At 74.0% G+C, this 18,519-nt stretch carries 12 protein-coding genes (1 of these 12 cut by a window edge); 7 read left to right on the forward strand and 5 right to left on the reverse strand.

The window, feature by feature from the left end; translation table 11 throughout:
* Positions 1-113, reverse strand: the beginning of a protein-coding gene (locus tag QRN89_RS16565; protein WP_290353735.1) for a MarR family winged helix-turn-helix transcriptional regulator. The gene continues 391 nt to the left of window position 1, outside the view; only the first 113 of its 504 coding nucleotides appear in the window; its start codon is at positions 111-113; its stop codon lies beyond the left edge, outside the window.
* 357 nt (positions 114-470) lie between these two features.
* Here QRN89_RS16565 and QRN89_RS16570 point away from each other — a divergent pair, with 357 nt between their 5' ends.
* On the forward strand, positions 471-1,760 hold the full coding sequence (locus QRN89_RS16570; protein ID WP_290353736.1) for an MFS transporter: 1,290 nt from the start codon (positions 471-473) through the stop codon (positions 1,758-1,760).
* A 31-nt stretch (positions 1,761-1,791) separates the two neighbouring features.
* Here the strand turns inward: QRN89_RS16570 and QRN89_RS16575 are convergent, their stop codons facing one another.
* Together QRN89_RS16575 and QRN89_RS16580 are read right to left on the reverse strand one after the other, a co-directional pair.
* Positions 1,792-3,495 (reverse strand): ATP-binding SpoIIE family protein phosphatase, encoded by a 1,704-nt coding sequence (locus QRN89_RS16575; RefSeq protein WP_290350219.1) that lies wholly within the window; start codon positions 3,493-3,495, stop codon positions 1,792-1,794.
* 240 nt (positions 3,496-3,735) lie between these two features.
* Positions 3,736-5,289, reverse strand: coding sequence for an NAD(P)/FAD-dependent oxidoreductase (locus QRN89_RS16580; protein WP_290350220.1), 1,554 nt, complete (start codon positions 5,287-5,289; stop codon positions 3,736-3,738).
* Between the two features lie 338 nt (positions 5,290-5,627).
* Here QRN89_RS16580 and QRN89_RS16585 point away from each other — a divergent pair, with 338 nt between their 5' ends.
* Together QRN89_RS16585 and QRN89_RS16590 are read left to right on the forward strand one after the other, a co-directional pair.
* Complete coding sequence (locus QRN89_RS16585) at positions 5,628-6,392, forward strand: TetR/AcrR family transcriptional regulator (protein WP_290350221.1); 765 nt, start codon at positions 5,628-5,630, stop codon at positions 6,390-6,392.
* Between the two features lie 505 nt (positions 6,393-6,897).
* Entirely contained in the window at positions 6,898-8,868 is a 1,971-nt protein-coding gene (locus QRN89_RS16590; RefSeq protein ID WP_290350222.1) for a sigma-70 family RNA polymerase sigma factor, read from the forward strand.
* 284 nt (positions 8,869-9,152) lie between these two features.
* Here QRN89_RS16590 and QRN89_RS16595 read toward each other — a convergent pair whose 3' ends face one another.
* A complete protein-coding gene (locus QRN89_RS16595; protein WP_290350223.1) occupies positions 9,153-11,288 on the reverse strand; it encodes an asparagine synthase-related protein in 2,136 nt (711 codons plus the stop codon).
* Positions 11,289-11,999: 711 nt separating this feature from the next.
* Between QRN89_RS16595 and QRN89_RS16600 the strand changes: the two genes are divergently transcribed.
* The 4 genes from QRN89_RS16600 (at position 12,000) to QRN89_RS16615 (ending at position 17,177) form a co-directional block, all read left to right on the forward strand.
* Complete coding sequence (locus QRN89_RS16600) at positions 12,000-13,445, forward strand: NsdA family TPR-like regulatory protein (protein ID WP_290350224.1); 1,446 nt, start codon at positions 12,000-12,002, stop codon at positions 13,443-13,445.
* Positions 13,446-13,559: 114 nt separating this feature from the next.
* Positions 13,560-14,777 (forward strand): L-2-hydroxyglutarate oxidase, encoded by a 1,218-nt coding sequence (gene lhgO / locus QRN89_RS16605; RefSeq protein ID WP_290350225.1) that lies wholly within the window; start codon positions 13,560-13,562, stop codon positions 14,775-14,777.
* A 190-nt stretch (positions 14,778-14,967) separates the two neighbouring features.
* Positions 14,968-15,774, forward strand: coding sequence for a tRNA (guanosine(46)-N7)-methyltransferase TrmB (gene trmB, locus QRN89_RS16610; RefSeq protein ID WP_290350226.1), 807 nt, complete (start codon positions 14,968-14,970; stop codon positions 15,772-15,774).
* Between the two features lie 74 nt (positions 15,775-15,848).
* The gene (locus QRN89_RS16615) at positions 15,849-17,177 is read left to right on the forward strand and encodes a PrsW family intramembrane metalloprotease (RefSeq protein ID WP_290350227.1); all 1,329 of its coding nucleotides are present in this window, start codon (positions 15,849-15,851) and stop codon (positions 17,175-17,177) included.
* 296 nt (positions 17,178-17,473) lie between these two features.
* Here the strand turns inward: QRN89_RS16615 and QRN89_RS16620 are convergent, their stop codons facing one another.
* Entirely contained in the window at positions 17,474-18,508 is a 1,035-nt protein-coding gene (locus QRN89_RS16620) for a M23 family metallopeptidase (protein ID WP_290350228.1), read from the reverse strand.
* Positions 18,509-18,519: the final 11 nt, after the last annotated feature.

Raw genomic sequence — 18,519 nt, forward strand, 5'->3', positions numbered from 1 at the left:
GCGACCTGACGGCCGTACGCCACGTTCATCCGGCGGTTGAGCCGGCCCAGGGCCGAGACGACCTTCTCCACCTGAGGGTCCAGGTCGCGGAATTCGCGCTGGTAGGCCGCGATCTGCTCGTCGAGGCCCGGCTCCTGCGACGTCCCGGGGTTCGGGGAGGCCCCCGAGGCGGCGGACGAGGAAGGAGAGGGGCGAGAGGACGAGAAAGGGGCGGCCGCGGAGTCCTGCCCCGGCTTGCCGGCCTCTTCGTCGGATGCGCCGATCGGTGCGGTCGCGGATGCCGGCGCGGTCCGCGCCGCGCGACCGGGCCTCTGCTCGGGGGTGTCGGACATGCGCCTCACTATCCCATGCCGCTGGTTTGGTTCTAAGTCCTTCGGTGTGTACTGTTGAGGTTCTAACTTTAGTTTCTAAGTCTTCAAACTTCAGTCCTCCGGACTGGCCGACCGAGGCAGGTGAGTGTGACCAAGGCGATGGGCGCAGCGATGCGCCGGATCCAGGCAGGGAACGTGCTGAGCGCGTTCGGGCTCGGGTTCACCGTTCCGTACCTCTATGTGTATGTGGCGCAGGTGCGGGAGCTGGGGGCGAGCACGGCGGGTGTCGTGCTCGCGGTCTTCGCCATGGCCGCGCTCGTGGTGCTCCCCTTCACCGGGCGGACCATCGACCGGCGCGGCCCGCTGCCCGTGCTCGTCGTGGCCGCGCTGCTGGCCTCCGGCGGTTCGCTGGCCATGGGCCTGGCCGACAGCGTGCCCGCCGCAGTGCTGTCCGCGGCGCTGCTGGGCGCCGGCACGGCCGTGATGCAGCCGGCGCTCGCGACGATGATCGTCTGGTGCTCCACCCCGGCCACCCGGACGAGGGCGTTCGCCACGCAGTTCTTCCTGCAGAACCTGGGCCTGGGCATCGGTGGTCTGGTCGGCGGACAGCTCGTCGACAAGAGCCGGCCGGGCAGCTTCACCCTGCTGTTCTCGATCGAGGCGGCGATGTTCGTCGTCCTGGCCGTGATCGCGGCGACCGTACGGATGCCGAAGGCACCCTCGATCCCCGACGCGATGCCGGAGAACACCGAGGCCAGGGCCAGGGGCGGGATCCGGGCGCTGCTCGGGCACCGCGCCATGGTGCAGCTGTGCGTGCTCGGCTTCGTGCTCTTCTTCGCCTGCTACGGCCAGTTCGAGTCGGGGCTCGCGGCCTACGGCACCGAGGCCGCGGGGATCGACCCGGCGGCACTCGGCTACGCCCTGGCCGCCAACACCGCGGTGATCGTGCTCGCCCAGTTCGTCGTCCTGCGGTTCGTGGAGCGCCGCCGTCGCTCGCGTGTGATCGCCGCCGTCGGCCTGATCTGGGCCGTCGCCTGGCTCGTCGCGGGATACGCGGGGCTCGGGCACGGCAGCCAGGCGATGGCGACCGCCGCGTTCATCGCGACGTACGCGCTGTTCGGGCTCGGGGAGGCGATGCTGTCGCCGACCGTGGCCCCGCTGGTCGCCGATCTCGCGCCGGAGTCGATGGTCGGGCAGTACAACTCGGCGTTCGCGCTGGTCAAGCAGCTGGCGCTGGCCGTCGGTCCGGCGGTGGGCGGACCCATGGGGGCCGCGCTGCACGGTCCTTACATCGTGACGTTCGTCCTCTTCTCGCTGGGCATCAGCGTGCTGGCCGTGCGGCTGGGGCGGAACCTCACGGCCGTACAGAACCAGCCCTCGCTCGCGTCCACCTCGCGGATCGTCGCCCGGCACTCGCCCGAACAGGGCAGGGTCCAGACCGCCGCCTGACGGTGAGGGCCCGGCGCCGGCCGCCCGGCCGCTAACCGGGCGGTTCGGGCAGGGCGAACTCGCACCACACCGCTTTGCCGCCGCCCGGAGTGCGGCGGCTCCCCCAGGACGAGGCGATCGTCGCGACGATGGAGATCCCGCGACCCGCCTCGTCCTCCGTTTCCGCCCGGCGGCGGCGCGGCAGATGGTCGTCGCCGTCCGTGACCTCGATGATCAGCCGGCGGTCGGTGCGCCGCAGCCGCAGCCGCATGGGGGGCGTGCCGTGCTGGAGCGAGTTCGCGACCAGCTCGCTCGCGGCGAGCACGCCGAGGTCGCGCAGCTCCACCGGGAACCGCCACGAGGCCAGCACCCCCGACGCGAACGCGCGCGCACGGGGCGCCGCCTCCACACCGCCGAGCAGCTCCAGCGCGGCGTTGTGGAAGAGCTCCGCGTCGCCGCCCGAGCGGGTCGGGTGCTGGAGCACGAGGACCGCGACATCATCGTCATGGTCCGCGGTGACCCCCAGGGAGCGGATCAGCCGGTCGCACACGACCTGGGGCGTGCCGGTCGCTCCGGCCAGTGCCCGCTCCAGCGCGGCGACGCCCTCGTCGATGTCCTCGCCCCGCCGCTCGACCAGTCCGTCCGTGTAGAGCACGGCGGTGGAGCCCGGCTGCAGCGGGATCGTGCCGGAGGAGTGCAGCCAGCCGCCGGTGCCGAGCGGCGGGCCGGTCGGCTCCTCGGCCCGGTGGATGGTGCCGTCGGCATCGCGCACGAGGATCGGCAGATGGCCGGCGGACGCGTACACGAGCCGTCCCTCGTTCGGGTCGTGCACCGCGTACACGCAGGTGGCGATCTGGCTGGGGTCGATCTCGGAGGCCAGGCCGTCGAGGAGCTGGAGCACTTCGTGCGGGGGCAGGTCGAGGCGGGCGTACGCGCGGACGGCGGTGCGCAGCTGGCCCATGACGGCGGCCGCCCGCACGCCCCGGCCCATGACGTCGCCGATGACGAGCGCGGTGCGGCCGGCGCCGAGCGTGATCACGTCGTACCAGTCGCCGCCGACCGCGGCGTCCGTGCCGCCCGGGCGGTAGTCGGCGGCGATCCGCAGGTCGTCGGGCTGTTCGAGCTCCTGCGGGAGGAGTGAGCGCTGCAGCGTGACGGCGGCCTCGCGGTGACGGCTCTCGCTGGCGCGCAGCCGCTCGGCGGCCTCGGCGTGGGCCGTGACGTCGGCGGCGAAGACGAGCACGCCCTTGACGAGTTCGCCTTCCCGGTGCGGGTCGGGAGCCTCGGCGGGCAGGCACGTGACCGTGTACGAACCGCCGCCCCGGACCCGACGGGACTTCACCGTGCGCGGCTTGCCGCTGCGCAGCACCTGGTCCAGCAGCGGGAGCAGGCCCAGCTCGGCGAGTTCGGGGCAGGCCGCTGCGGCCGCGGCACCCGTGGAGCGGGGGCCGAACGCCGACTCGTACGCCTCGTTGACGTACGAGACGCGGTGCTCGGGGCCGTGGACGAGGGCGACGAGCGCGGGCAGCCCGTCGAGCAGCCCGCGGACGGGGAAGTGCTCAAGCGCCGGAAGGCCGGATTCCGCCGGCGGTTCCTGGGCGCCGGGCGGGTCGGTGACGACGTCGGTGGCGTCGGGCTGCCGGTCCGGCCGCCGGGCGTACTCACCGCGGGCCGCGGGGACGGAACCGCGGTCCGTCCGTGCTGCGGCGCGACGCTGCGTACCGGGGAGCCGGGCGCTCCAACGCGTGAAGTTCACGGATTTTCAAGCCTCGTGGTGTCGTTGCTGTGGTCGTGCGCGGTTGCGCCCGTGTCTCTGACCGTGCCCGGGGCGGGTCCGGTTCCGGTTCGGGGGCCGCTCCTCACGGAGCGGCCAAGTCTGCTGGTCTCGGGGGCGATGGGACGGAGCGGGCGGCCGGGCGCCCGACATCACTCTGCGCTGGCCGTACGTCCACCTATCGTCACACGCCCAGTGTGGCCCACCGCGCCGACAGCGGGGTCAGCCCTCCTCGGTTCCGGGTGCCGGAGCGTCCGGGCCCTTTCTCTCCCGGTCCTCGGGCGCGGCCCCGGACGGTGCCCCGGACGCGCCGGGAGGACGGGCACCGGGAGCCTGGCCCCGCCTTCTCTCCCGGGCGCTCATGGGCGGGTCCTCATGACGTCGGGCGAGCGGCCTGGACGGGACGCCGCCCGCGGCGAGTTCGAACTCGGCACGCGGGTGCTCCAGCGACCCGAGGGAGACGATCTCACGCTTGAACAGCCCGGACAGGGTCCACTCGGCGAGGATGCGGGCCTTCCGGTTGAACGTGGGCATGCGGCTGAGATGGTACGCGCGGTGCATCAGCCAGGCGGGATAGCCCTTCAGCTTGCGGCCGTACACATGCGCCACGCCCTTGTGCAGCCCCAGCGACGCCACGGATCCGACGTACTTGTGGGCGTAGGTCTGCAGGGGCTGCCCGCGCAGGGAGGCGACGAGGTTCTCGGCGAGCACCTTCGTCTGGCGTACCGCGTGCTGGGCGTTCGGCGCGCACTCCGTGCCGGGCTCCTCGGCGGTGACGTCGGGGACGGCGGCGGCGTCGCCGGCCGACCAGGCGTGCTCGGTCCCCTCGACGGTGAGTTCCGCGGTGCACTTGAGGCGGCCGCGCTCGTTCAGCGGCAGGTCCGTGGCCGCCAGGACGGGCGCGGGCTTCACACCCGCGGTCCACACGACCGTGCGGGTCGGCAGCCTGGAGCCGTCGCTGAGAACGGCGACACGGTTCTCGCAGGAGTCGAGGCGGGTGTCGAGCCGGACGTCGATGTTGCGGGCCCGCAACTCCCGGATGGCGTACTTCCCCATCTCCTCGCCGACCTCCGGGAGGATCCGGTTGCTCGCCTCGACGAGGACCCACTTCAGGTCCTCCGGCTTGATGTTGTGGTAGTAGCGCGTGGCGTAGCGGGCCATGTCCTCGAGCTCGGCGAGCGCTTCGACGCCCGCGTAGCCGCCGCCGACGACGACGAAGGTGAGCGCCGCGTCGCGCAGTGCGGGCTCACGGGTGGAGGAGGCGATGTCCATCTGCTCGATGACGTGGTTGCGCAGGCCGATGGCCTCCTCGACGGTCTTGAAGCCGATGGCGTACTCGGCGAGTCCGGGTACGGGCAGCGTGCGCGAGACGGAGCCGGGGGCGAGTACGAGTTCGTCGTACCCGATCTGGATCGCGCCGGCGCCCTCCTCCTCGGTGGCGAGGGTGGTGAAGGTCGCGGTGCGCTTGGCGTGGTCCACGGACCGGATCTCACCGCTGACGACCTTGCATCTGTACAGGACCCGGCGGAGCGGTACGACCACGTGGCGGGGCGAGATGGAGCCAGCGGCCGCCTCGGGGAGGAAGGGCTGGTAGGTCATGTAGGGCTCGGCCGACACGACCACGATCTCGACGTCGCCGCGCTCCAGCTCTCTCTTCAGCTTCTGCTGGAGACGGATCGCGGTGTACATCCCCACGTATCCCCCGCCGGCGACGAGAATGCGCGTGCGCGGCGAGGTGCCGGGGGTCGTGTCCCGGGAGTATGCAGCCTTCACCATCCCATGACGCAACGCTCCTCGGAGTTTGTCCACAGCCCCGGCAAATTGTGTGACCGGAGGTTTTGGCCACGCTTCGGCGGGGCGGTCGCCCCCAACGGGGGAAGGTACGCAGGTCAGCGGGGAGGAAGGGGGTCCGGGGCGGGGGTGGAATCAGGAAGGTTCCGGCCCTTGCTCCGATCGGGGGGCGCACCGGACGGAACTGCCCCTTCTGAATTGACCCCGACTCAACTATGTTCGTACCTCGTCGGGGTGTTCTGGCCGGTGACTCGTCTGATTCACCCCGGCGTCACGGCGGGGAGTCTCCGGGGGGAGACGACATCATTTCCGGGGGAACATTCATGCACATTCAGGATTCGCATTGGCCGGGCGCTGTCGCCACGGAGGCCGGTGGCAACGGGCGCGTGGGAGCGGCTGCGACCAGCCGTTCGGCGCCGCTGCGCGTGGACGCGCAGCGCAATCTGGAGCACGTGCTGAGGGCCGCGCGCGAGGTGTTCGGCGAGCTCGGCTACGGCGCACCGATGGAGGACGTGGCACGTCGGGCGCGGGTGGGCGTGGGCACGGTCTACCGCCGCTTCCCGAGCAAGGACGTGCTGGTACGGCGGATAGCCGAGGAGGAGACGTCCCGGCTGACGGAGCAGGCACGTACCGCGCTCGGCCAGGAGGAGGAGCCCTGGTCCGCGCTCTCCCGCTTCCTCCGCACGTCGGTCGCCTCGGGTGCGGGCCGGCTGCTGCCGCCGCATGTCCTGCGGGTGGGAGTGGCCGACGACTCGACGGTCGTCGAGGACGCGGTCCGGGAGGAGACGCGGGTGCCGCAGCAGCGGATGGGCCTCGCGGGTCAGCCCGAACTGCGGGTGGTCGCACCGCGTCCGGTGCCCGCGGCCGAGCAGGACGACACGGGCGCGGGCGAGCTGCTCGACGTCGTGGGACAGCTGGTCGACCGGGCACGGGAAGCCGGTGAACTGCGCGGCGACGTCACGGTGGCGGACGTGCTGCTGGTGATAGCCACCGCCGCGCCGTCCCTTCCGGACGCGGCGCAGCAGGCGGCCGCCTCGGCCCGGCTGCTGGACATCCTGCTGGAGGGTCTGCGGTCGCGGCCCGTGTGACGTGCGCTCCGGCCGTCGGCTCCTGCGACCGGCCGGAGGTACGCGGTCGCTGACACGCGGGGCTCCCGCGCGTGGTCACGGATGGGCCGGCTCCCGTGCACAGATCGCTGGACCGGCTCCTGTGCCCGGCGTCGCCATGCCGGCGTCGCCATGTCGGCTCCCGTGCGCCGGTCCCTCACGCGCGGGCTCCGGTGCGCGGTCGCCGGTGCGCGGTCGCCGGTGCGCCGTCCCCGTGGCGCCGTCCCCGTGCCGGGCGAAGGCGGGCGGACTCGCGGGCGCGCTCCTCCGGAGGGCTTCGGAAGGTGCGTGGAGTCGCGGGCACGAGGTGCGTGGAGTCGCGGGCGCGGCGGAGGATCCGCGGCCTCTCGTGCAGGCGATGAGTCGTGCTTGGATTCGGATGGTCTCCCGGACGAGTGGTTGCCGTGAAGGGGAGGCTTGACGACCCAACCCCTGTGGCACTCTTGGCCGGTGTTCGGTCACTGGGTGGGTACTGGGGGCTTCCGCGATGAGCGGTGACGGTCGCAACGAGCCGCACGCCGGGGGGACCGGCGAGGAGACCGGCGGGCGGGTTCCGTCGCAGCGCGAGGGCGGCTCGTCGGGGCCCACCGCTGACGCCTCCCCCTCCCTTTCGGCGCCCTCGGACGCCGACCTGGTCGTGCGCATGCGCGGGGGCGACGACAGCGCGTACGAGGAACTCTTCCGGAGGCACGCGGAGGCCGTGCGCCGCTACGCACGCACCTGCTGCCGGGACGCCCACACCGCGGACGACCTGACGGCCGAGGTGTTCGCCAGGACGCTGCAGGCGGTGCGCGGAGGCGCCGGACCGGAGCAGGCGGTACGGGCCTATCTGCTCACCACCGTGCGCCGCGTCGCCGCCTCCTGGACGAGGTCCGCCCGCCGGGAGCAACTGGTCGAGGACTTCGCGGTCTTCGCCGACCAGGCGGCCCGCGCCACCGAGGTGCCGCGCGAGGACACGCTCGAACTCGGTGCGGACGTGCGCGCCATGCACGAGGCCGAGCGGTCCATGGCTCTGCAGGCCTTCCGCTCGCTGCCCGAACGCTGGCAGGCGGTGCTGTGGCACACCACCGTCGAGGAGGAGCCGCCGAGCGCGGTGGCACCGCTGTTCGGACTCACCGCCAACGCCACGGCTGTCCTGGCCAGCCGGGCGCGGGAAGGGCTCAAGCAGGCCTATCTGCAGGCACATGTGAGTTCCGCGCTCACCTCGGGCGGCGACTGCTCCCGCTACGCCGACCGGCTCGGCGCTTACGCCCGGGGCGGGCTCCGGATGCGGGCCGAGCGCGGACTGCGCAAGCATCTGGAGGCGTGCGTCCGGTGCCGGCTGGCCGCTGGCGAGCTGGAACAGGTCAACTCCGGTATCCCCGCGCTGCTGCCGGTCGCCGTCATCGGCTGGTTCGCGGCGGGGTACTCCCTCAAGGCCGCCGGGATCGTGGCGGGCGGTGCGGCGGGAGCGGGCGCCGCCGCGGCCGCGGCCGGGTCCGGTGCGGCGGGCGGTGCGGCGGGATCCTCCGCGGGTGGCGCGGGCGCCGCGGCCGGGTCCGGGTCGGCCTCCGGCGCCTCGGGCGTCTCGGGGGGCGCGGCCGTGGCGGAAGGGCTCGCCGCTCCCGTGAAGGCCGGGATCGCCGCTGCGGTGGCGGCCGCCGTGGGCGTGGGGCTGGTGTGGGCGCTCTCGGCGGACCCGAGCCCGGCGTCGCGGCCCCATGTTCGGCCGCCCGTGGCTCAGCCCGTCGTTCCGGCGCCTCCGGCCACGCCGGCGCCGACACCGGAGCGGCCGGACTCCCCCGCGCCCGTCGCGCCATCCGCGCCGGCGCCGCGTGGACCGGCACCCGCAGCGCCGCCGACGGTCCCGGCTCCCGCTCCGGCCCTTCCGGCGCCCGCGCCGTCGAAGCCGCCGGTACCGGTGCCCGTGCCGCCCCGGCCGCCCGGGGAGACGCCTGCGCCCTCGCCGACACCTCCCCCGCCCACGACCGTCCACCAGCTCAACCAGCTCCAGTACGGGGTGGCCGGCGACCACACGAACCCCGAGGTACGGCTCGGCGCGAGCAGTTGGATCTGGAAGCGCCACGGCATGTCCATCGGCGGAACCCGGTACGAGCACGGGGTCTCCGTCCACGCCCGGTCGTCCGTGACGATCGACCTGAACCGCGAGTGCATCGCGTACGACGCGCTCGTCGGCGTCGACGACATGACGCTGGGGCTGGGATCGGTGCGCTTCTCCGTGTACGCGGACGGGGCGCGGCAGTGGAGGTCCCCGGTGCTGCGGGGCGGTGATCCGGCGGCACCCGTGTCCGTGGACCTCACCGGCCTCGGGACGCTCCGCCTGGTCGTCGAACCGCACGGCCCACGGCCGCTCGCCGCGACGGCGATCGCCGACTGGGCGCGGTCGCGGATCACCTGCGTACAGCTCCCCCCAGGGCGCGGCGCTCCCCGACACGCGCCACGTCACGCGCCGCGCTGACACGCGCACGCGAGGACGCGTGGACGCGTGGACGCGTGGACGCGTGGACGCGCGAATGAGCCACGTGCGGCGCCGTACCACGCAGCACGACGCCGCACGACGCGCGGCACCACACTGCACGCACCGCACGCACCGCACGCACCAAGCCCACCTCGCGCACCCCGCGCACAGCCCCGCCCACGCAAGCCGGGCCACCGACCTCCCACCCACGGACACCGGCCACCCGCCCGGCCACAAGCACCCAGGGCCGCCCGCGGCGCCGCCCGCGCGGCGATCACGCGGTGCTACGCCTGGAGCGTGGGGCGGCGAGGGACGCCCGAGGCGACAGCTCGGCGGCGGGGTGCCTCCGTGCCCGTCCAGCATGTGCCGCGGCGTGCCAGCAGCCGCCGGAGCCAGAGCTCCGTGGCGACCAGGTCCGCGAGCCCGTCCAGCGGGACCGGCTCGCCCTCGGACGCCGCCCGGAGGGCCTTGCGGACGACCCGCGCCTCCACGATGCCCGCGTCGGCGAGCAACGGCGTGTCGAAGAGGTCCAGCAGGTGCGGCAGCGACAGCCGCATGCCCGCCCGTGTCGCCGCGGTCGAAGCGGTCTGGGACGGTGCGCCCCAGCCGGGCGGCAGATCGTGGACACCCGCGCCGGAGAGGACCGTGCGCAGGACGGCGGTGCGGGCGCCGGGCTGGACCCGCAGCGCCTCGGGCAGGTCCCGCGCGGCCCGTACGACCTGGTTGTCCAGGAAGGGTGCGTGCAGCCGCTGACTGCGTACTTCCGAGGCCTGTTCCATGACGCGGTGGTCCGCGGCGTACCGCGCGAGCGCCGCCCGGGCACGGGCCTCGCCGGGGCGCTGCACGGATGTCGGCCGGGTGGCCGCCTCCTGGAGGCGAACCGATACTTCGGCGAGTGCCTCGCCCGTGAGCCAGCGCGCAGCGGGCCCGGGCCGGGACCAGGCGAGGGCAGCGAGGGACGCGCCGAGGGGCCCGTTGACGGCGGGCACCCGGCGGTTGGCCTCGGGAAGGCGGGCGGCCGCCGTCTCCAGGCCCGTGCGATAGGGGGTGCGGGCGAGCCGGCGCGCGGCCCGGTAGACCGTCAGCGGCACGAGCAGCGAGCCGGCGGCGGGGCCGGAGGCACGGGCGAGTGCGGAGACGGGACGGAGCAGGGGCCGTCTCCTGCGGTCCAGCAGCAGGTCCGCCAGGCGGGCCGGGTGGGCGTCCAGGACCTGCCGGGCGCCGTGTCCCGTGAAGTGGTCGGCGCTGCCGGACGCGAGGCGCCGCCGGTTGCGTTCGGCCTCGACGAGCGAGGGACCCGGCTCGTCGGTGAGAGGGCCGTCCAGATCGGCGTAGGGAAGGGCTTCGGCCCCCGCGGCGACGACGACGTGGTGCAGCCGGGGGTTCTCGGCGATCGTCCTGGCCCGTTCCATCTCGGCCTCTCGCCCCTGCGGGGTGGCGAGGTCGTTGAAGGTGACGGCCAGCAGACGCTCCCCGGCGCCGGTGCCGTGGCCCAGGATCGTGCCCGGGGCGCCGGGCAGTCCGGCGGCGAGCAGCGCGAGGGTCCCGGAGGCGCTGCCTCCGGACAGATCGGCGCCGATACCGGGTGCGGGTGCGCCGCGGGCCGCGCGCCGCTCCGCCGGGCCCATGCCGGGCACGGGTCCCGGGTCGGGCGGCAGGGTCTCGGGCGCGTGCCGGGGCGCGGTGAGCCGTGCGCGCACGGCGTCGACGAGCGCGTCCCGCATGGCCTCCATGGCCCTCTCCGGGGCGAGTTGGGGGGCGGCGACGGCGAGGGAGGCGACGGGTTCGTAGCCGGTGATCTCGCGGGATCCCTCGCGCAGGATCAGCGCGTGGCCGGGCGGGATCCGCTTGACCCCGGCATACGGGGTGGAGTCGCGCAGCGCCTCCGGGGATTCTGGGCAGGCGAGGAGCGCGGCGAGGTGCCCGATGTCGAGCTGGGCCTCGATGAGGTCGGCCAGGGGCAGTGCGGCGGTCGCGTAGGCCGTGCCGTTGGCCCAGGGCGTGTAGAAGACGGGGCGTGCGCCTGCCAGGTCACCGGTGACGGTGACGCGGCGGCCGACCTGGACGACGGCCGTGTAGCTGCCGGCCCAGGCGGTGAGATGGCGCAGTGCGCCCCCGCGCGCCGCGAAGAGGCCGACGCGCAGCTCCTCGTCGCTGGCTGCGCAACAGCCCAGCACCGCCAGGCGGATGGTGGGGGTCCCTCCGGTGAAGCCGGGGGGCGGTCCTGCGGTGACGACGCGGACCTCGTCCGGGCGCCAGTCGCCGACGGCCCAGAGCGGATCGGGGTCGCCCCACAGGAGTTGGGCGCCGACGGGGTGGACGGTGCGGTTGTCGTCGCCGGAGGCGGAGGGGCGGGATCCGACCGCTCCCGCCGTACCGAAGCTTGCGGCGACACTGCTCCACCCCACCAGCCACCGCATCGCGCCTCCACAGCCTGTGGACAACTTTCGGCACACCCGATTCGGCACACCCCGATGAGGACATGCTGCCACGACAAGGGCGCACGGGAGGGGCTCCGGGTCGCGTGCGCGAAAAGTGAACGCGCCCCTGGCATGGGCCATATGAGGCCGTCCGGCCGCCCTGCGTCCGCGCACCGGCCACGGCCGACGCCGCGGCAGGCGAAACGCCGCCCAAGGGGCGGCATTCGGCCAATCTCAGGACCACGAAGAGTGGGGCATATCGCAATAATCGGGTGCATGCGCACGGCCCGGGAGGCGGCACTCGCCCCCCGGACCGGTCCGCCGCCCGCGGGGATTGAGGCGGCGGTGTCCCCCAGCCCATCGGATCCCTTGCCGATGGGCCGACCCACGCAGCACTCATGGAAGCGCTCCCCCGACAGCCGGAGGAGAGCGCACGGACAGGCGCACGGCCACACGCCGGGAGCACGGTCCGGGAGGGGAGTCCCACCCGAACACACAACAATCTCGCCATACGGAACACCGCCTCTTAACGGTCGGGATGCGGCGAACTACCCTGTGTGTCACTGCTGTTCTCCTCGGGGGGTGAATATTCCCGGGGGCTCGGACACCTGCTCTTGCGTCCGGCTTCCGCGGAGTTGTCCCCCTGGGGGGAGGGCGGAGCGAACGCCGGACGCGATGCCCGGCGGCCGTCTGTGTGTCGAGGGGTGGCGCATGTCCAGGGAGCAACGCGGGCCGAACGAAAAGCTCGGCACCGTTCTCGCCCTCGCGGGAATCAGCAACGCCGGGCTCGCCCGGCGGGTGAACGACCTCGGGGCGCAGCGCGGTCTGACCCTCCGCTACGACAAGACGTCGGTGGCGCGGTGGGTGTCGAAGGGCATGGTGCCGCAGGGTGCCGCGCCCCATCTCATCGCGGCGGCCATCGGCCAGAAGCTGGGCCGCCCGGTGCCGCTGCACGAGATCGGGCTGGCGGACGCCGACCCGGCGCCGGAGGTGGGGCTGGCCTTCCCGCGGGACGTGGGCGAGGCGGTGAAGGCCGCAACCGAGCTGTACCGGCTGGATCTTGCGGGCCGGCGCGCGGGCGGCGGCGGGATCTGGCAGTCGCTGGCCGGTTCCTTCTCGGTGAGCGCGTACGCCACTCCCGCCTCCCGCTGGCTGATCAACCCGGCCGACTCGTCCGTCGAGCGGATCCTCCGCGGCACGGAGGGCGGCGAGGGCCCGGAGAGCCCCGAGGACGGCCAGGTGCGGGTGGGCCACAGCGATGTGGCCAAGCTGCGCGAGGCCGCCGAGGACGCCCGGCGCTGGGACTCCAAGTACGGCGGCGGGGACTGGCGCTCCTCGATGGTCCCCGAGTGCTTACGGGTCGACGCGGCACCGCTGCTGCTCGGTTCGTACTCGGACGAGGTCGGCCGGGCCCTGTTCGGAGCGACGGCCGAGCTGACCCGGCTGGCGGGCTGGATGGCCTTCGACACCGGCCAGCAGGAGGCGGCCCAGCGCTACTACATCCAGGCGCTGCGGCTGGCCCGCGCGGCGGCCGACGTCCCGCTGGGGGGCTACGTGCTGGCGTCGATGTCGCTGCAGGCGACCTACCGGGGCTTCGCCGACGAGGGCGTGGACCTCGCGCAGGCGGCCGTGGAGCGCAACCGCGGCCTGGCGACGGCCCGCACGATGAGCTTCTTCCGGCTGGTGGAGGCACGGGCCCATGCGAAGGCGAGCGACGCGCTCGCCGCCGGGGCCGCGCTGAAGGCCGCGGAGAGCTGGCTGGAACGCTCCCGCGACGGCGACGCGGACCCGTCCTGGCTGGGGTTCTACTCGTACGACCGGTTCGCGGCGGACGCCGCCGAGTGCTACCGGGACCTCAAGGCGCCCCGCCAGGTGCGCCGCTTCACGGAGCAGGCACTGTCCCGGCCCACGGAGGAGTACGTCCGCTCGCACGGCCTGCGACTGGTGGTGAGCGCGGTGGCCGAGCTGGAGTCCGGCAACCTGGACGCCGCCTGCGCGGCCGGCACCCGAGCGGTGGAGGTCGCGGGCCGGATCTCCTCCGCCCGTACGACGGAGTACGTACGGGACCTGCTGCACCGGCTGGAGCCGTACGGGGACGAGCCGAGGGTGGCGGAGCTGAGGGAGCGGGCCCGGCCGCTGCTGATGGCTCCGGCGTGAGCCGTACGCGTCCCATGACACGTGTCCCACCCGGTTTAACGCGCCTGTCAGTGGGCCAGTGCATCATCGGGGGCGGGACGGTTTCCCGGGAGGCACTGCCGGGCTGGAAGGTGTGTGGTGAAGGCGGCCGCATTCGACTGCGACGTGCTGGTGATCGGCGGCGGGATCATCGGACTGTCGACGGCCTATGCCCTGACGCGTGCCGCGCCGGGCACCTCCGTGGTCGTCCTGGAGAAGGAGGAGGGCCCCGCCCGTCACCAGACCGGGCGGAACAGCGGAGTGATCCACAGCGGGATCTACTACCGCCCGGGCTCCCTGAAGGCACGTTTCGCCGTGCGCGGTGCGGCGGAGACGGTGAAGTTCTGCGCCGAGTACGGCATCCCCCACGAGGTCACCGGCAAGCTGATCGTCGCCACCGGGCGCGAGGAGCTGCCCCGGCTGCACGCGCTCGTCCAGCGCGGCAGGGAGAACGGCATCCCGGTGCGTGAGCTGGGCCCCGCCCAGATCGCGGAGTACGAGCCGGAGGTCGGCGGTGTCGCGGCGATCCGGGTCGGCACGACCGGAGTGTGCGACTTCGGGGCCGTCGCCGCCCAGCTCGCGGAGGCCTCGGCCGCCTCGGGCGCGGAGATCCACTACGGCGAGGAGGTGCGGCTCGTCGACCGGCGGCCGTGGGGGGTCGCGGTCCGTACGTCCACCGGCCGGATCGTCCGCGCCCGCACGCTGGTGAACTGCGCAGGACTGCACTGCGACCGGGTGGCCGAGCTCGCCGGGGACCGGCCCGGCATGCGGATCGTCCCCTTCCGTGGGGAGTACTACGAGCTGGCCCGCCCCGAGCTGGTGCGCGGTCTGGTGTACCCGGTGCCCGACCCCGCCTTCCCCTTCCTCGGGGTCCACCTCACGCGCGGCGTCGAGGGCGCCGTCCATGTGGGGCCGAACGCGGTCCCGGCGCTGGCCCGCGAGGGCTACGGCTGGTCCACGGTCCGTCCGGGCGAGCTGGCGGGCACGCTGACCTGGCCCGGTTCCTGGCGGATCGCCCGGCGCCACTGGCGCTACGGCGCCGGCGAGCTCCACCGCTCCTTCTCCAAGCACGCCTTCACGGCGGCCGTGCGGCGGCTCCTGCCGGCCGTCACGGAGGACGATCTGCGGCCGGTGGCCGCGGGAGTCCGGGCCCAGGCGGTCCTCCGGGACGGCACCCTGGTGGACGACTTCATGATCAAGGAGTCGCCCCGTGCGGTCCACGTCCTGAACGCCCCGTCCCCGGCGGCGACCGCCTCGCTGCCGATCGGCCGGGAAGTGGCGAGACGGGTCCTCGCCCACCTCGCGGAGGCGTGAGGCGGCCGTCCTGGGCCGGGTGCCCGCCCAGGCATGACGCGGGCCGCCCCCGCCCGTACCCGCCCAGGTGTGACACGGGCGTCCCCGAACGGCGCCCGCCGAGGAGTGACGCGGCCGCCCCGCCCGTACCCCGCCCGGTGTGACGCGGGCCGCCCCCCGCTCGTACCCGCCGCCGTACAATCGGGTCATTGTGTCTGAGTTCGAGAACGTCACCACCGAGGGTCCGCGCGGGGGCGCCCCCCGTACCGCCACCGCCGCCCGGCCGAAGGGCGAGCCCCGGTTTCCCGGAGGCCCCGCCGCCGACCCCGCGGGTTCGCACCACGAGCGGCGGATCCGCAGCTTCCAGCCGCGCCGGAGCCGGGTGACGGCCGGGCAGGCCGACGCACTGCAGCGCCTCTGGCCGGTCTGGGGGCTGGACATCGACGGACTGCGCACGCTCGACCTGGACGAGATGTTCGGCGGACTGCCGGTCGTCCTGGAGATCGGCTTCGGCATGGGCGAGGCGACCGCGCGCATGGCCGCTGCCGACCCGGCCACGGGCATTCTCGCCGTGGACGTCCACACCCCCGGCCAGGGCAATCTCCTCGGGCTGGCCGAGCGGGCGGGCCTGAGCAACCTACGGGTGGCCAACGGCGACGCGATCATCCTGCTCCGCGAGATGCTGCCCCCCGCCGCGCTGGACGGCCTGCGGGTGTACTTCCCGGACCCCTGGCCCAAGAAGCGCCACCACAAGCGCCGGCTGATCCAGCCCGAGTTCCTCACCCTGGCGGCGGGCCGGCTGAAGCCTGGCGCGGTCCTGCACTGCGCCACGGACTGGGAGCCGTACGCCGAGCAGATGCTCGAGGTGCTGACCGCCCACCCGGACTTCGAGAACACCCAGGCCGACGGCGGCTACGCGCCCCGGCCGGCCTTCCGCCCGCTGACCCGCTTCGAGGGCCAGGGCCTCGACAAGGGCCACGTGGTGCACGACCTGCTGTTCCGCCGCCGGGGCGCATGACGGGACGAGGGCGGTGCACCCGACGGCACCACACGCCGTCGCGCGTTGTCCGTGGCGCTCGTTAGGGTCGTGTGGTGTCCGACTGGTCCCCGCAGCCGCATCCGGCCGCCCGCCCCGCCGTTCCGGCGTGCGACGAGCGGCCGCTGTTCGACGCCGTACCGGAGCGTGCCCGCTGGCGCTACAAGCCGCGTCGCGACTTCTGGCGCAGCAAGGCCGTGCGCGCCTGGGCACTGATCACTCTGCTGGCGCTCTCGGGCCTGGTGATCCTCGCGCTGGTGCGCGAACAGACCGGGACCGAGGGTTTCCTGGTCGGCCTCGGTCTCGCCGTGCTGCCCGTGCCGCTGCTCATGGGGGCCTTCCGCTGGCTGGACCGGGTCGAGCCGGGCCCCTGGCGGAACCTCGTCTTCGCGTTCGCCTGGGGGGCCTGTGCGGCCGCCCTCGTGGCCATCATCGCCAACTCCTTCGCGACCCAGTGGATAGCCACCGCCACGGCCGACCCGACGCACGCGGACACGATCGGTGCGACCGTCGTCGCGCCCGTGGTGGAGGAGACCGCCAAGGCGGCGGCGTTGCTGCTGCTGTTCCTCTTCCGCAGACGGGACTTCACCGGCCTCGTCGACGGTGTCGTGATCGCCGGTTTCACCGCCGCGGGCTTCGCGTTCACCGAGAACATCCTCTATCTCGGCAACGCCTTCGGCGAGGACCAGGAGTTCGGCACCTCCGGCTTCGCCTCCGTCACGGCGGCGACGTTCTTCGTGCGGATCGTGATGTCGCCGTTCGCCCACCCGCTGTTCACGGTGCTCACGGGCATCGGTTTCGGGCTGGCGGCCGCCACCGCGCGGCACCGGAAGGTCCGCAGGGTCTCACTGCCGGTCCTCGGCCTGCTCCTCGCGATGGGCGTGCACGCGCTGTGGAACGGCTCGGGGATCTTCGGCCCCCTCGGCTTCTACGCGGTGTACGCGGCGTTCATGGTGCCCGCGTTCGGCCTGCTGACGTGGCTGGCCGTGTGGACCCGGCAGCGTGAGCTGCGCACGGTCGCGGCGGAGCTGCCGGCCTACGCCGCGGCCGGCTGGCTGGCCCCCGCCGAACCGCTCGCCCTGTCCTCCATGAAGGCCCGCACGATGGCCCGCGACCTGGCGGGCCGGACGCACGGCCCGGCGGCCGCGCGCGCCGTCTCCGAGTACGAGGTGTTCGCCACCTCCCTGGCCTTCCTCCGGCACCGGGCCGAGCGGGGCACGGCCGGGCCGGACTTCGTCGCCCGGGAGCAGGAACTGCTGCACCATCTGTGGCAGCGCAGGGATCTCGCGGGCCCTGCCCTGACGTACGCCGCCCGCGCCACGGGCCGCGCCTGGCAGCCCCCGCCGCACCTGGACTACAGCGGCTTCAACCCGTACCGGGGCTGACGCACCGCACCGGGAGCCGGCCGAACGGACGGGCCGACGCAACACTGCGCGGGTGCACGCGGGACTCCGGTCGTCCCCGTTGTCCGCGTCCGCGCCTCCCCGCTTCCGCTTTCGGGCTTCCGGGCCGCCAGGCCTCCGGCTCCGGCCGCCAAGCCGTCAGACTTCCGGGACTCCGCGACTCCGGGCACGGGACAACCGACGGCCCGGGCGTCGTGGGGACGTGTGCCGGGCCGTCGGTGGGCGGAGCGCGAGGCTCCGTACGAAGGGGCCGGAGCAGGAGGCTCCATGCGGGTGGGTCAGACGGAGAGGCCCTTGTCGCGCAGCCACGCGGCGGGGTCGATGCCGGCGCCGCCCGAGGTGTGGACCTCGAGGTGCAGATGCGGGCCGGTGACGTTGCCGGTGGCGCCGACCCGGCCGATGGTCTCGGAGGTGGAGACCTTCTGCCCCACACCGACGGTCATCGACGACAGGTGGCAGTACCAGACCTCGGTGCCGTCCTCGAGCTCCAGCACGATGCGGTAGCCGTACGAACCGGACCAGCCGGCCGACTTGATCGTGCCGCCGTGCACGGCCTTGACCGGAGTGCCCGTCGGCGCGGCGAAGTCGAGACCCGTGTGGTAGCCGGAGGACCACATGGATCCGGCCTGCCCGTAGGTGGAGGTGAGCGTGTACGACGAGGTCGGCAGGGAGTAGCTCGCGGCGAGCTTGGCGAGACGCTCGGCCTCCGCCTTGCGCGCGGCCTCCTCGGCTGCCTTGCGCTCGGCCTCCGCGGCCGCTTCGGCGGCCTGGGCCGCCTCGGTCTTCTGCTGCTTCGCCTCGGCGGCTGCCTGCTCCGCGGCGGCCTGCTCGGCGGCCGCCTGCGCCTCGGCCTCGGCCTGGGCCTGCTGCTGCTCGGCCTGCTGGAGGATCCGGGCGCGCAGGGCCTCGCCCGCGTCGCCACCCTGGGCCGCGGTGTCGGCCGTGGTGAGGGGCCCGTCCGCGACTGCCTCGTCGCCGGACTCGTCCGACATCAAGGAGCCCACACCGGGCAGCGATTCGGGGTCGGGGAGTTTGTCCGCGATGACGTCGGGAAGGGAGATGGAGACCGCGGGCTTGTCCTGGGCGGTGGCCATGCCGCCCGCGCCGACCGCGGCGATGACGCCCACACCGAGAACGGTGGAGCTCCGTGCGAGCGCGTTGCGCTGCTTGACGACGCGGTGCCTGCCACGGACGGGACGGACCGATTCCTCGGTCGGGTTCCACTCCTCCGCCCCGGGGGCGGGAGCCCACTGGTCGCTGGGGACCCACTGCGCAGTGGGGGGCTCCTGGAGGGCAGGCTCGTTGGACGCCACGGAGGCGTTCT

The sequence above is a fragment of the Streptomyces sp. HUAS CB01 genome, from assembly GCF_030406905.1.
GTDB lineage: Bacteria > Actinomycetota > Actinomycetes > Streptomycetales > Streptomycetaceae > Streptomyces > Streptomyces chengbuensis.